The sequence below is a fragment of the Caulobacter sp. FG121 genome, assembly GCF_057809815.1.
The window spans coordinates 1-13,465 of the sequence record NZ_JBMDKR010000004.1; the positions used below are offsets into that span (position 1 = coordinate 1).

General features: G+C 68.4%; 15 protein-coding genes. 5 read left to right on the forward strand and 10 right to left on the reverse strand.

Translation table 11 applies throughout. The annotated features are described in order from the left end of the window. A partial coding sequence (locus tag ACODSL_RS11505) for a glutamate--tRNA ligase (RefSeq protein WP_488900832.1) occupies positions 1–574 on the reverse strand: 574 nt, incomplete at its 3' end. 19 nt (positions 575–593) lie between these two features. Here ACODSL_RS11505 and ACODSL_RS11510 point away from each other — a divergent pair. Next, a complete protein-coding gene (locus tag ACODSL_RS11510) occupies positions 594–2,711 on the forward strand; it encodes a ComEC/Rec2 family competence protein (protein ID WP_488900833.1) in 2,118 nt (705 codons plus the stop codon). On the opposite strand, the gene ACODSL_RS11515 is transcribed toward ACODSL_RS11510, so the two are convergent. Both ACODSL_RS11515 and lexA read right to left on the reverse strand, forming a co-directional pair. After that, the gene (locus ACODSL_RS11515) at positions 2,708–3,217 is read right to left on the reverse strand and encodes a DUF1993 family protein (protein ID WP_488900834.1); all 510 of its coding nucleotides are present in this window, start codon (positions 3,215–3,217) and stop codon (positions 2,708–2,710) included. The genes ACODSL_RS11510 and ACODSL_RS11515 overlap by 4 nt on opposite strands. A 216-nt stretch (positions 3,218–3,433) precedes the next feature. Next, positions 3,434–4,132 carry a transcriptional repressor LexA gene (lexA, locus tag ACODSL_RS11520; RefSeq protein WP_488900835.1) on the reverse strand — a complete coding sequence of 233 codons (699 nt, stop codon included), beginning with the start codon at positions 4,130–4,132 and terminating at the stop codon, positions 3,434–3,436. 181 nt (positions 4,133–4,313) lie between these two features. Here lexA and ACODSL_RS11525 point away from each other — a divergent pair, with 181 nt between their 5' ends. Then, positions 4,314–4,565 carry a hypothetical protein gene (locus ACODSL_RS11525; RefSeq protein ID WP_488900836.1) on the forward strand — a complete coding sequence of 84 codons (252 nt, stop codon included), beginning with the start codon at positions 4,314–4,316 and terminating at the stop codon, positions 4,563–4,565. 3 nt (positions 4,566–4,568) lie between these two features. Here ACODSL_RS11525 and trpC read toward each other — a convergent pair whose 3' ends face one another. From trpC to ACODSL_RS11540, 3 genes are read right to left on the reverse strand one after another with little or no spacing between them, the layout of a single operon-like run. Next, positions 4,569–5,363, reverse strand: a complete 795-nt coding sequence (trpC, locus tag ACODSL_RS11530; RefSeq protein WP_488900837.1) for an indole-3-glycerol phosphate synthase TrpC — start codon at positions 5,361–5,363, stop codon at positions 4,569–4,571. Continuing rightward, a complete protein-coding gene (gene trpD / locus ACODSL_RS11535; protein WP_488900838.1) occupies positions 5,360–6,370 on the reverse strand; it encodes an anthranilate phosphoribosyltransferase in 1,011 nt (336 codons plus the stop codon). The genes trpC and trpD overlap by 4 nt, the downstream gene beginning before the upstream one ends. 3 nt (positions 6,371–6,373) lie before the next feature. Continuing rightward, the gene (locus tag ACODSL_RS11540; protein WP_488900839.1) at positions 6,374–6,964 is read right to left on the reverse strand and encodes an anthranilate synthase component II; all 591 of its coding nucleotides are present in this window, start codon (positions 6,962–6,964) and stop codon (positions 6,374–6,376) included. A 234-nt stretch (positions 6,965–7,198) separates the two neighbouring features. On the opposite strand from ACODSL_RS11540, the gene ACODSL_RS11545 reads away from it, so the two are divergent. Continuing rightward, complete coding sequence (locus ACODSL_RS11545) at positions 7,199–7,498, forward strand: GIY-YIG nuclease family protein (RefSeq protein ID WP_488900840.1); 300 nt, start codon at positions 7,199–7,201, stop codon at positions 7,496–7,498. A 201-nt stretch (positions 7,499–7,699) separates the two neighbouring features. Beyond that, complete coding sequence (locus ACODSL_RS11550; RefSeq protein WP_488900841.1) at positions 7,700–7,939, forward strand: hypothetical protein; 240 nt, start codon at positions 7,700–7,702, stop codon at positions 7,937–7,939. A gap of 22 nt (positions 7,940–7,961) precedes the next feature. Here ACODSL_RS11550 and ACODSL_RS11555 read toward each other — a convergent pair whose 3' ends face one another. Genes ACODSL_RS11555 through ACODSL_RS11565 form a run of 3 tightly spaced genes read right to left on the reverse strand, consistent with a single transcriptional unit; the run spans position 7,962 to position 11,897 of the window. Next, the gene (locus ACODSL_RS11555; protein ID WP_488900842.1) at positions 7,962–8,384 is read right to left on the reverse strand and encodes a TonB family protein; all 423 of its coding nucleotides are present in this window, start codon (positions 8,382–8,384) and stop codon (positions 7,962–7,964) included. A gap of 46 nt (positions 8,385–8,430) precedes the next feature. Next, on the reverse strand, positions 8,431–9,966 hold the full coding sequence (gene trpE / locus ACODSL_RS11560; RefSeq protein ID WP_488900843.1) for an anthranilate synthase component I: 1,536 nt from the start codon (positions 9,964–9,966) through the stop codon (positions 8,431–8,433). Then, positions 9,963–11,897, reverse strand: a complete 1,935-nt coding sequence (locus ACODSL_RS11565; RefSeq protein WP_488900844.1) for a peptidylprolyl isomerase — start codon at positions 11,895–11,897, stop codon at positions 9,963–9,965. The genes trpE and ACODSL_RS11565 overlap by 4 nt, the downstream gene beginning before the upstream one ends. Positions 11,898–12,057: 160 nt before the next feature. On the opposite strand from ACODSL_RS11565, the gene tpiA reads away from it, so the two are divergent. Further along, positions 12,058–12,807, forward strand: coding sequence for a triose-phosphate isomerase (gene tpiA / locus ACODSL_RS11570; protein ID WP_488900845.1), 750 nt, complete (start codon positions 12,058–12,060; stop codon positions 12,805–12,807). An 85-nt stretch (positions 12,808–12,892) separates the two neighbouring features. Here tpiA and ACODSL_RS11575 read toward each other — a convergent pair whose 3' ends face one another. Next, entirely contained in the window at positions 12,893–13,408 is a 516-nt protein-coding gene (locus ACODSL_RS11575) for a GNAT family N-acetyltransferase (protein ID WP_488900846.1), read from the reverse strand. Positions 13,409–13,465: the final 57 nt, after the last annotated feature.

Below are 13,465 nucleotides of genomic sequence, written 5' to 3' on the forward strand. Positions count from 1 at the left end.
CCCCCCCCCCCACGGCGAGGTTGTAGGTCGGCGCGCCGTCAGAACGCAGCAGGACGAGATCGTCGAGGTCCCGATTTCTGAACGTCACCTGGCCCTGGACGAGGTCGCTGACGACGGTGTCGCCGTTCCTGGGTCCACGGAAACGGATGGCGTGCGGCTTCGCGAGGTCGGCCGGGCCGGGATCGCGGTCACGCCAGGGCGATCGCAGTGCATGGCCGGCGGCCTGGGCCTCCTCGCGGGCGGCGGTCAGCTCGTCGCCGCTGAGCCAGCAGCGGTAGGCCTTGCCGGCCTCCAGCAGCTCAAGCACGACCGCGCGGTGGCGGTCAGCGCGCGACGCCTGGAAGACGGGCTCGCCGTCGAAGGGCAGGCCCAGCCACGCAAGGCCGTCGAAGATCACCTGCACCGCGGCTTCGGTCGAGCGTTCGCGATCGGTGTCTTCCACACGCAAAAGAAAGCGCCCGCCCATATGTTTCGCGTATAGGTAGTTGAACAGCGCGGTGCGCGCCGTGCCGATGTGCATTGAGCCGGTCGGCGAGGGGGCGATACGGGTGACGACAGGCCTGGAGTCGGACATCTCGGTGGGGTCTGCTGGAATGGGGCGGCCTCTTAGCACGGTCGCTCGCGCCGCACATAGCCTCGCCGCGCTGGGTTCTGAATTCTCCGCCCAGGCGAGTCGCTGGACCCTCTGGACGCCAGTGGCCTTCGGCCTTGGCGCTGCCGGCTATCTGACCCTGCGGATCGAGCCGCCGCTGTGGCTGGCGCTGGTCGCGGCCGCGCTGGCGATCGGCGGGCGAAGCCTGGTGGCGCGGCGTTGGCGCACGGGCGCGCTGGTCATCGGCGCGACCCTGGTCGCCTTCGCGGCGGCCGGGTTTCTCGCCGGCAAGGCGCGGTCCGACAGGGTGGCCGCGCCCATCGCGCCGACCTCCGGGGCGCCGCGGGTGATCGAGGGCTGGGTCGTCGATGTGCCCAGTCCCGGCGCGGGCGGCATGCGCCTGCTGCTGGCGCCGGTCCGGGTCTCGGACCTGACGCCGGAGGCCACCCCGGTGCGGGTGCGGATCACCTTGCGCGAAGGGATCGCGCCGCCGCCGCCGGGATCGCCGGTGCGCGTGCTGGCGATGCTCGGCCCTCCGCCCGCGCCCGCCAGTCCGGGGGCCTACGACTTTGCCAGGGACGCCTGGTTCGACCGGGTCGGCGGTGTGGGATTCAGCCTGGGCGCGCCGGCGGAAACCAGGTTGCCGAAGCCGCCCATCAGGTTGCGCCTGACGATGGCGGTGAACGCCGCACGCTGGAGACTGGCGCAGCGTATCGTGGCCCGGATGGGTCCCACGAGCGGCGGCCTCGGCGCAGCCATGGTCACCGGCCACGAGGCCTGGGTCCCGGCCCAACAGACCGCGGACATGCGGGCCTCCGGCCTGGCGCACATCATCTCGATCTCCGGACTGCACATGGCCATCGTCGGCGGCTTCGTGTTCGCCGCCGCGCGGCTCGCAATAGCGCTCATCCCCTGGCTGGCGTTGCGGGTTCCGGGCAAGAAGGTCGCCGCCGGCGCCGGCCTGATCGCGGTTACGACCTATCTGGTGATGTCCGGCGCGCCGCCTCCGGCGGAACGGGCCGCGATCACCGCCGGCGTGGCCTTCGCCGCCATGCTCGTGGACAGGCAGGCGGTCAGTCTGCGCACCCTTGCCGTGTCGGCCCTGATCATCCTCGCCCTCCAGCCGGAAGCCGCCGCTGGGCCGGGTTTCCAGATGTCGTTTGCCGCGACCACCGCGCTCGTCGCGCTGGCGGAGGCCTGGCCGCGCACCGTTCGCGAGATTTCAGCTCCCTGGTGGATCCGGGCGCCTCAGGGGATGGTGCTGTGGCTGACGGCGGCGATCGCGGCCAGCTTTGTCGCCGGCCTGGCCACGGGCCCGTTCGCCATGCACCACTTCAATCGCATGGCCAGCTACGGCCTGATTTCCAATCTGATCGTCTCGCCGCTGTCGAGCTTCGTCATCATGCCCTTTCTGGCGCTCGGGGCGGCGCTGGAGCCGCTGGGGCTCGGCGGGCCGTTCCTGTGGGTCGCGGGGCAAGGCATCGACGGCATGATCTACGTTGCACACCAGACAGCCGTGCAACCCGGAGCCCAGGTCACGATCGCCAGCGGGCCGGCCGCCGCCCTGCCGATCGCCTTTCTCGGCATCATGCTGCTGTGCCTGTGGAAGGGCCGTCTGCGCTGGCTGGGCGCGCCTATGGCGATGGCCGTGCTGGTCTGGCCGCGCGCGACCCCGCCTGACGTCTGGATCGCCTCCGACGGCGCGGCGATGGCCGTGCGGGTCGAGCGACAGGCCATTCTGCTGCGCCCCGATGCCCGCCGGTTCGCAGCCGACCTGTGGACCCGTCGCCGTGGACTGGCCATCAGCGAAGACCCGGAAGCCGCGAGAGACGCCCTGTTCGCCTGCGACCGCTTCGCCTGCCTGCCGGGCAGGGGCCCTGACGTCGCTCTCTGGGCGGGGAAGAAGCCCCCGAAACCAGCGGAATTCGACGAGCTTTGTGCGCCGGGCCGACTCGTCGTTATGCGCTCGCCGGCGCCCTGGCGGGGCTGTGAGGGCGCGATCCTGCTGTCGGCGGAGGATTTCGCAGTCGGCGGGGCGGCGGAGCTGTGGCGAACGCACGACGGCTGGCAGGTGCGATGGGCGAACGACCTGCGTGGGCGGCGGCCCTGGACCGGCTAGAGCCCCGCGGCGAACAGGTCGATCTTGCCCAGCGGGACGCCCCTGGCCCGAAGAATCCCGTAGGCGGTCGACAGGTGGAACATCAGGTTGGTGTTGGCGAACACCGTGATCCATCGCCCAGCCGGCAAGGTCGGCTCCATCCCGGGGCCGATGGCGAAGGTCACGGGTGCGTCGTCACGCCCCTCGAACTGAGCCGGCGTCAGCCCGGCCAGATAGGTCCGCCCCTCGCCGATGGCGGCCTTCAGGCCGGCGACGTCGAGATCGTCCGGCAGGGATTCTGGCACGGGCAGACCCGCCGCGCGGGCCGGCCACTGCCGGGCGAAGTTGCAGACCACGGTGATCTGGAAGCGGAAGGTGGCCATATCGTCGATCAGCCGCCAGCCGAGCAGGTTGTCTTCGCCACCGCCCTGCGCCTCGGCGAAGGTCAGGCCTCGATCGATCAGGTGATCGGCCGCCGCCAGCGCGCGGTCAAAGATGTCGACGAAACTGAACAGGCTGACGGTCATGACGGTGCTCCCGATTGTTTGGGCGAGCCTGCCGCGTGGTGGTGGAAAGCGAAAGGGGGTCGTAGGGGAGGGGTTCGTCTTCACAAAAATCCTCCCCAGCGGAGCTGGGGAGGGGGACCGCTCGAAGAGCGGTGGAGGGGAGTCCGTGCACCGACTCCCCTCAGTCACGCTTCGCGCGACAGCTCCCCACGCCGTGGGGAGCATAGATCATGAAACTCAGTGATACTTGCGGATCAGCCCGACCAGCTTGCCCTGGACCTCGACCTGATCGGGGCCATAGACCCGTGTCTGGTATTTTGGGTTGGCCGCTTCCAGCGCGATGGAGGCGCCCTTGCGGCGCAGGCGCTTGAGCGTGGCTTCCTCGCCCTGGACCAGGGCCACGACGATCTCGCCGCTGTGCGCGGTGTCGGTCTTGCGGATCAGCACGAAGTCGCCGTCGAGGATACCGGCGTCGATCATCGAGTCGCCCTGCACCTCGAGCACATAGTGCTCGCCGGCCCCCAGCATGCTTTCGGACACCAGCATCTTGTCGCGTTCGACCTGCAGCGCCTCGATCGGCGAACCGGCTGCGATCCGGCCAAGCAGCGGAATTTCACGCACATCATTGGCGATTGAAGCCGGGGACGGGGCCAGTTTGTCGCCTGCCACGACCTGGGGCTTGAACGACTGCCGGCCGCCGGCGGGAGCGGAGGTTGTCGCCTGCTGCGGCAGCTTGGTCACTTCCAGCGCCCGGGCCCGGTGCGGCAGGCGGCGCAGGAATCCGCGCTCCTCCAGCGCCGTGATCAGTCGGTGAATGCCCGACTTGGAGGCCAGATCGAGCGCCTCCTTCATCTCGTCGAAGGAGGGAGAGACACCGGTCTCCTTGATCCGCTCGTGGATGAACATGAGCAGTTCGTGCTGCTTGCGGGTGAGCATCTGCCGGGCCTCGCCACCGAATCTGTCGCGGAACAAACCGCTAACAACTGTCGATGTTCTCTAGGCGTTCTTGGTTTCTGTCAAGTTAACGGGGTTCGAGGCGCCGAAAGCTCACGAAAAAGCGAGGGAACACGGGCGGTTGCCGGTCGTTTCGACGGAGCAGCCAGCCCCGCGAGAGACCATGTCGTTCACCGAACTGCAGACCCCGATTCCCATGACCGTCGAGGGCAAGGGCTCCGGTCAGGCCATCGCCGTCATCGACTACGGCCCCGAGCATCACCTGATCTGGGTGGTGGCGCTGGATGACAGCGGCGAGATCTGGAGCGCGCCGAATCCCAAGGTGCGGATGCAGTCCAACTGGACCATGGGACGGAAGGTGCGGCCCCCTGGCGACGTCGAATCGTTGCGGCCGGCGGCGGTCAGGGCGGGGTAGCGACTACGCCGCTGCCAGCAGCGACCGCGTCGCTGCTTCCACATCGGCCTGACGCATCAGGCTTTCGCCCACCAGCATGGCCTTCGCGCCCGAGCCTTCCAGCCGGGCCGCGTCGGCGGCGGTGAAGATGCCGCTCTCCGTCACCAGCAAGGCCCCGGCCGGTGCGCGGGCGGCGAGTCGCTCGGTGATCGCCAGATCGACGGTGAATGTCCGCAGGTCGCGGTTGTTCACGCCAACGAGCGTCGCACCCAGGGCGCAGGCGCGGTCCATCTCGGCCTCGTCATGCACCTCGACCAGGGCGTCCATGCCGAAGCGGGCGGCCTGCGCCATCAGGTCGGCGGCCAGGGCGTCGTCGATCATCGCCAGGATGACCAGAATTGCGTCGGCGCCCAGCGCGCGGCTCTCGGCCACCTGCCAGGGATCGACGAGGAAGTCCTTGCGGATGCAGGGCAGGGCGGTCGCCGCCCGGGCCGCCACCAGATAGCTGTCCGCGCCCTGAAAGCTCGGGCCGTCGGTCAGCACGGACAGGCAGGCCGCGCCGCCGGCCTCGTAGGCCTTTGCCAGCGCCGGCGGGTCAAAGTCTGCCCGGATCAGGCCCTTGGACGGGGAGGCCTTCTTGATCTCGGCGATAAGCGAAAGCCGGCCGGGACCATGGTGGCATTCCAGCGAGGCCTTGAAGCCGCGCGGCGCGCTGGCGGCCTGGGCGGCGGCTTCGACCTCGGCCAACGGCCGGGCCGGCTTGCGCTGCGCCACCTCGTCCCGCTTGTAGGCGGCGATCCTGGCGAGGATGTCGGTCATGCGGTCACCGCGACCAGGGTCTCGAGCGCCTTCAGGGCTCGGCCGTCGTCGATGACCTGGCCGGCCAGTTCGACGCCTTCGCGCAACGTCTCGACCTTGTCCGCCACGAGGAACGCGGCGGCGGCGTTCAACAGCACGATGTCGCGATACGCGTCGGCCTTGCCGTTCAACAGGTCCCGCAGGGCGGCGGCGTTGTACCCGGGATCTCCACCCGTAAGATCAGCGAGTGAACCGCGAGGCAATCCAACGGCTTCCGGCGTAATCTGAAAGCGGCGCACGCCGCCGTCGCGCCATTCGGCGACCTCGGTCTCGCCGGTGGTGGCCAGTTCGTCCATGCCCTGGCCGTGGACGGACCAGGCGCGGACCGCGCCCAGCGCGCCCAGCGCCTGGGCAATCGGCTCGACGAAACGCGGGGCCGAGACACCGACCACCTGCCGCCGTGCGCCTGCAGGATTAGTCAATGGGCCTAACAGATTGAAAATCGTGCGGAAACCCAGTTGCTGGCGGATCGGCGAGACATGCTTCATCGCCCCGTGGTGAGCCTGGGCAAACAGGAAGCAGATGCCGGCCTGGTCCAGCGCCGCGCGCTGCTTGTCGAGGCCGGGATCGATGTTGACGCCCAGCGCGGCCAGCACATCTGCGGTGCCGGACTTGCTGGTGATGGCCCGGTTGCCGTGCTTGGCCACCTTCAGCCCGCCACCCGCCGCGACGAAGCCGACGGCGGTCGAAATGTTCAGGGTGTGCAGGCCGTCGCCGCCGGTGCCGCAGACATCGACCGTCTCGTAGGGCAGATCGAGATTGACCGCCGCCCGCCGCATCGCGCGGGCGCAGGCGACGATCTCGCCGACCGTCTCGCCGCGCAGGCGGATCGCGGTGACCGCCGCGGCCACCTGGGCCGGGGTCGGCTCGCCGCGCAGGCAGGCGCTGAAGAAGGCCTCCGCGTCCTCCTCGGACAGGGTCGCGCCGTCGGCCAGACGGTTCAGCAGAGGCTTGAAGGCATCCGACACGGCCTAGACGGTCTCGCCGCGCTTGACGCCGGCCAGATCGAGGAAATTAGCCAGCAGATGGTGGCCGCCCTCTGTGGCGATGGATTCGGGATGGAACTGAACGCCGAAGACCGGCCGGGTCCTGTGCTGGAATCCCATGATCTCGCCGTCCTCGGTCCGGGCGGTGACCTCCAGAACGTCCGGCAGGCTTTCCTTCGGCACGGACAGGCTGTGGTAACGCGCCGCCGTGAACGGGTTGGGCATGCCCCTGAACATGCCCTTGCCCTCGTGATGGATCGGGCTGGTCTTGCCGTGCATGATCGCCTTGGCCCGCACGACTTCGCCGCCATAGGCCTGGCCGATCGCCTGGTGGCCGAGGCAGACCCCGAGGATCGGCAGGTCTTCCGGCGCGCCGCGCAGCAGCGGCAGGCAGATCCCGGCCTGGTCCGGCGCGCAGGGGCCCGGCGACAGCAGCACCGCCTCGGGCTTCATCCCCAGCGCTTCCTGCACCGTCAGCGCGTCGTTGCGCCAGACAGCCGTCTCCGCCCCCAGTTCGTTCAGGTAGTGAACGAGGTTGTAGGTAAAGCTGTCGTAGTTATCGATGACGAGGATCATGGTGCGTTTATTCTAGAGCCATTCCCCCTTTTCGTCATCGCCCCAATCCCCGCCAGTTTCCGATTATCCCGTCATCGTCGGACGTGTTCCGACGACCCATGCGCACCGTGCGAATGGTCCCTGGCGCGGCGCCCTCCGCGTGCTCCCGTCGAACAGTCAGGCCTTGGGTCGTCGGAACAAGTCCGACGATGACGGGGATGGAATGCGCGCAAAGATAGTAGTATGGCTTGATGTATGGTTTCGCGCGACGGGATCATCGCGGTCTACATCATGGCCAGCGGCCGGCACGGCACGCTCTACATCGGCGTCACCGGCAACCTGTCCCGCAGGGTCTGGGAGCATCGCGAAGGCCTGATCCCGGGGTTTACGCGCGATCACGGCTGCAAGCGGCTGGTCTGGTACCGTTCGTTCGAGCTGATGACCAACGCGATCCGCACCGAGAAGACCATGAAGCGCTGGATCCGCGACTGGAAGATCAACCTGATCGAGCGTGAGAACCCGCACTGGGATGATCTGTACGGGGTGTGGCTGTAAGGGGCCGCTATCGCCTTACTTGCCGACGCACCCCAAACTTCCGTCATCGTCGGACTTGTTCCGACGACCCATGCGCACGGTGCGAATGGTCCCTGGCGCGGCGCCCTCCGCGTGCTCCCGTCGAACAGCCAGGCCTTGGGTCGTCGGAACAAGTCCGACGATGACGTTGTGTGGGATGGCGGCGCGCTTCATCTTCCGCCCATGCCGCACGCTGATTCCGTTCTCGACCATGAGGCTCTGGCCTACGCCAAGGCGCTGCTCAAGCCGCCGCTGGAGCGGGAGAACCTGGTCGGCGCCCTGGCGGCGGCGCTGTTCGCGGCGGTCTCGGCCCTGGGGTTCGCCGTGGCGATGGTCATGGCTCCGCCCGTGAGCGAAAGCCGGCTGGCGCTGGAGCCTGCGCCGGCCACGACTGAGGTCGTGTCGCCCAGCGAGAACAACTAAGTCCGAATTATACAGCCTTCGCCTAGCGAGGCGCCCGGAACACCATCGGAATCATCACTACAGCGCCTGTGACCGGCACCCCGTCGCTGGTGATTTTGTCCATCACGAACAGCCGTCCGAGTTTGACCGCCGCTTCGCCGAAGCCGTAGCCGATCGGACTTTCGGAGAGGGCTTCACATTGTTCGAGCCGCCCGTCAGCCTTGACCAGACACCGGATTGTGGCGCGGCCATCGACATCTTCCCGTGAGGCCCGAAGCGGGTAGACCCGGGCGATGTCATCTGCTGTCGGCTTCCGACGCCAATCTGGTCGGGTGATTAGCGACGTTTCCGTGGCGGGGGCCGGTGTGGCGCTCGATGGCGGCAGCGACTGTCCATGCGCAGCGGAAAGGGGCATAGCGACGCACAAGACGGCAGCCAGCAGAGCTGACCGAGTTGACTGATGCATCACAACTTCCCGCAGCACGTTAGTCCACGCGCGAACTTAACCTATACTACCCGAACCGCCAGGCCTCGGCCGCCGCGCGCCGCAGGGCGTTCGACTTGTGCAGGGTCTCGTCGTACTCGGCGTCCGGGTCGCTGTCGGCGACAACGCCGCCGCCGGCCTGGACGTACATCGTCCCGTCCTTGAGCAGCGCGGTGCGTAGTACGATGCAGGTGTCGACCGAGCCATCTGCGCCGAAATAGCCGACCGCGCCGGCATAGCCGAGGCCGCGCTTCTCGGTCTCCAGCTCGTCGATGATCTCCATCGCCCGCACCTTCGGCGCGCCGGACAGGGTGCCGGCGGGCAGGGCGGCCATCAGCACGTCGACGGGATCCAGGCCGTCGGGCGCATCGCCCTCGACGTTGGAGACGATGTGCATCACGTGGCTGTAGCGCTCGATGATGAAGCTCTCGGTGACCCGCACGGCAGGCCCACGCTGTGCCTTTGCCGGTTCGTTGCGACCGGGCTCGCGCAGCCGGGCGACGCGGCCCACGTCGTTGCGGCCGAGGTCGAGCAGCATCAGGTGTTCGGAGCGTTCCTTGGGATCGGCGAGCAGCTCCTGTTCCAGCGCCAGATCCTGCTCGGGCGTGGCGCCGCGCGGGCGGGTGCCGGCGATCGGCCGGATGGTCACCTTGCCGTCGCGCAACCGCACGAGAATCTCGGGGCTCGAGCCGACCAGCTGGAACGGTCCGAAGTTCAGGTAGAACAGGAACGGCGAGGGGTTGGTTCGCCGCAGCGACCGGTACAGGGCGAACGGCGCACGGGTGAACGGCGCGCGGAACCGGTGGCTGGGCACGACCTGGAAGATGTCGCCGGCGCGGATGTAGGCCTTGGCCTTCTCGATGATGTCCGCATAGGCCGTGCGGCTGACCTTCGTCTCGAAGACGTCGGGGCCCGGCGTGCCGTCAGTGGCCGGCGCGGGCAGGGGTCGCCGCAGGTCGGCCATCACGGCGTCTAGACGGGTGTTGGCCTCGGCCCAGGCCGCGTCGGCGCTGACGCCGTTCATCGGCCGCGCGGGCGTGACCAGCACGATCTCCTGGGCGATGGCGTCGAACACCGCCACGATCGCCGGACGGATCATCACCGCGTCGGGCAGGCCCAGTTCGTCGGTGTTGATGTCCGGCAGCTTCTCGACAAGCCGGACCATGTCGTAGCCGATCGCGCCGTAGATGCCGGCGGCAGGGGGCGGCAGACCCGCCGGCAACTCGATGCGCGAGCGGGCGACCAGGTCGCGCAGACTGTCCAGCGCCCCGCCGGCCTGCGGCGTGAAGCGATCCGCGGCGATGGCCTCGCCCTCGGCCACTTCTGCGGCGTCGCCGCGACAGCGCCAGACGAGGTCCGGCTTCATCGCGACGATGGAATACCGGCCGCGCCAGGCGCCGCCCTCGACCGACTCGAAGAGGAAGGCGTAGGGCCGTTCCCGGGCGATCTTCAGATAGGCCGAGACCGGCGTCTCGAGATCATCGATCAGCCGGCGCCAGACGACCTGGGGCCGTCCCGCTTCCCACGCCGCCCTGAAGCTGTCGAAGGACGGCTCTGTCGTCACTGGCCCTTGCCTGCCGGAGCAGCGGCGCCCTGGGCCGCGTCGGCCGGGTCGATGCCGATGGCAATCCGGGCGCGGGTCAGGTCGGTCTTGGTCTTCAGCTTCTTGCGGGCGTAGCCGCGGGCGGCCTCGCCGACGTCGCTGAACATCTCCTGGGTGAACTGCTGACGCCCCTGCTCCGTGGCCTGGGCCACCTGCTGCGGATCGCCCGTGCGGATGGCGGTGACCACCGCGACCGCGACGCTGAAGTTCGGGGCGCTGGCCGTGAAGGGCTCGCCCTTCTTCGATCCCAGCGCGCCGCCGACCAGTTCACGGCCGAGCGCCTGGTGCGCCTGCAGCGTGGTGCGGCTGATCGCGTTGACGCGGACCACCGGGGCGCCGGCCGAGGCCGCCACGGCCTCGATCGACTCGCCCTTGCGGATCCGGGCGGCCAGCGTCTCGGCCCGCGCCTTCATGGCGTCCGCCTGGCGCTTCAGCATGATCGTCTTGATCAGTTGCGGCCGGATGACCGCCATCGGCGGCATGGCCGGCGGCACGACGCGGTCGAGGCGCACGGCGAAGTACTGGCCTTCGCCGGCGTCCTGGATGTCGCTTTCGCCGCCCTGGGTCAGGTCGTAGGCGGCCTTCAGGATCGCAGGGGGAATGCCCGGGACGGGCCTGCCGTCCTGGCCACGGCCATCGGCGGTGACGGGGGCGTAGGTTGTCGTCGGGACGCCGGCCTTGGCGGCAGCTTCCGGCAGGGTGGCGCCGGCTTCGTGGGCGTCTTCGTAGACCTTCGACACATCGGACAGCTTCGCGCCGGCGAGGTCGCCGCGGATCTTCTTTTCAATTTCGGCGCGGTGTTCGGCCAGGGTGGCGACGTTGCCGGCCGCGACCTTGCTGACCTTGACGACAGCCAGACCGAACTGGCCCTTCACTGGCGCGCTGACGCCGCCTTCGGGCAGGCTGAACGCCGCGGCCGCGACGGCCGGATCGAAGAAGGCGGACCGGGGCTTGTCGACGTAGGTTACCGCGGTGACGCCGATCGAGGCGGCCACGGCCTTGGGATCTTCGCCCTTGTTCAGGCGCTCGATGATCGCGGCGGCCTGGCCGGCGTCCTTGGCCGGGATCTGGGCGACGGTGCGCAGCTCGGGGCTGGACAGGCTGTCCTTCAGGAAATCGAACTGCTTCTGCACCTCGGCTTCCGTGACGGTCACCTGGCTCTCGTAGGCCTTCGCGTCGAAGTGAACGACGGTGAAGGCGCGGAATTCCGGCAGCGAAAGCTGGGCGGCGTTCTGTTTGACGAAGGCGCTGATGTCCGCGTCGGTAGGCTGGGCGATCGGTCCGACGCTCGCCGGGGTAACCGCGAAATAGGCCAGGTCGCGCTGTTCGAGGGCGAAGAGGCCGCCGATGGCCGAGTAGGCGCGCGGCGCCCGCAAGCCGGCGACAGCGGCGGAGATGAACTGGTTGCGGCGCATTTCGTCGGTCAGAATCCCTTCGAAGATCGCCGGAGTCAGGCCCTTTTCGCGCAAGGCGGTCGCGTACTTGTTCTCGTCGAACTGACCGGTCACCTGGTCGAAAAAGACCGGAGCCTTGCGCAGTTCTTCGGTCAGCATCTTGTCGGAGGCCCGCAGACCCATGCGGGACAGGAGCTCGTCCAGGGATTCGCGATAGGCCAGCTCTTCCATCACGCGGCGGTCGAGGCCCTGTTGCTGGGCCAGTTCGGCGGAGATGGGCTGCTGGAAGCGCTGCTCGAGCTGTTCCTTGTAGCTGTCGAACTCCCGCTTGAAATCATTGAGCGAGACGGTTCGCGACCCGGCCTTCACGACATAGGTCGAGGGTCCGCCGGACAGGATGTCCTTGTTCACGCCGAACACGGCGAAGCCGATCAGCAGCGGAACGAAGAGCAGCAGCGCGAGCCAGGACTTGGCGAACTTCCGCATAAAGGCGAGCATGAACAGACAGACCCTCAGGAGCGCGGGGCGTTTGCGCCGCCCCGGCGGTATAGTGGAGGCGCATCCAACCCCGCAAGCGTGGCGCCGATGCGGCGTGACAGGATGTTCGCCTTCGCGTAGGTCGCCGAACGATATTTGCTGAACCACGAGGGCCTCTTTTATGACCGCGCCGCGTCCGCTGATCGCCGGAAACTGGAAAATGAACGGGTTGGCCGCATCGCTCGACGAGGCGCGCGCGGTCGCCGCCGCCATCGACGCCCGCCCGCCGGCGGCGAGGGTGGCGATCTGTCCTCCGGCCACCCTGATTCATCGTCTCGCCGATATGCTGGAAGGGACCGGGGTCGAGATCGGCGGCCAGGATTGCCGCGCTGAACTGGCCGGAGCCTTCACGGGCGATCTCTCAGCCGAGATGCTCGCCGATGCGGGCGCGGGCCTCGTCATCCTCGGCCATTCCGAACGCCGCGCGGGGTACGGCGAAACGGACGCCCTGGTCGCGGCCAAGGCCGGCGCTGCGCATCGCGCGGGCCTGGAGCCGATTGTCTGCGTCGGCGAGACGCTGGCCGAACGCGAGGCGGGCCGGACGCTCGAAATCGTCACCGGACAGGTGAGGGGCTCGCTGCCCGACATTCTTGGCGGTCAGGCTTTCGCGGTGGCCTACGAGCCGGTCTGGGCCATCGGCACCGGCCTGACCCCGACGCTGGAGCAGATCGAGGAGGTCCATGTGGCTATCCGCACGGTGCTGGTCGAGCTGTTCGGCGATCACGGCCGGAGCGTCGCGATTCTGTACGGCGGCTCGGTGAAGCCGTCGAACGCTTCGGACATCCTGAAACTGCGCGACGTCGGCGGCGCCCTGGTCGGCGGCGCCTCGCTGAAGGCGGCGGACTTTCTGGGGATTATCGAGGCGGCATAAGCGGGGACATGTACCAAAGGTACGTGTCCCCCAATCGAGCAGGTATGGTTTTAGGGGACACGTACCTGCGGTACATGTCCCCGGCCTACAGCAGCAGCCCCCAGAGTCGGCAGTCGCGGCGTTCGCCGTCGCGGTCGACGTGGCCGCGCAGGTAGCCCTCTTCCTCGAAGCCGAGTTTGCGCAACAGCGCCTCCGACGCGAGGTTGCCGACGTGAGTGCGCGCCCACAGACGCTTGAAGCCGAGCGTAGCCGCGTAGCCGAGCACGGCCTGCATGGCCTCGTAGCCGTAGCCCTTTCCCCAGGAATCCTTGCCCAGGATGAAGCCGACCTCGGCGCGATGGTGACGCCAGTCGATGTCGGAGAGATCGACGCTGCCGAGGTATCGCGACTCCGCGTTCAGCCGGACCGACCAGTAGAAGGCCTGCTCGTTGGCCATTTCGATCAGCTGGCCGTGCAGGAAGGCCTCGATCGCGTCCGGGTCGTCCAGGGCGGCGCTGTCCATGTGCGCCATGACCTCGGGATCGGCCATGATCGGCTGGAGCAGGGCTCCATCCTCGGGCGTGACGGGCGTCAGGGTCAGGCGTTCGGTTTCGAGAATCATGGACTTGCACGCTTGCGAACAATGCCCAGCTATGGCGTGGCCGCCTGCGTGGTGCTA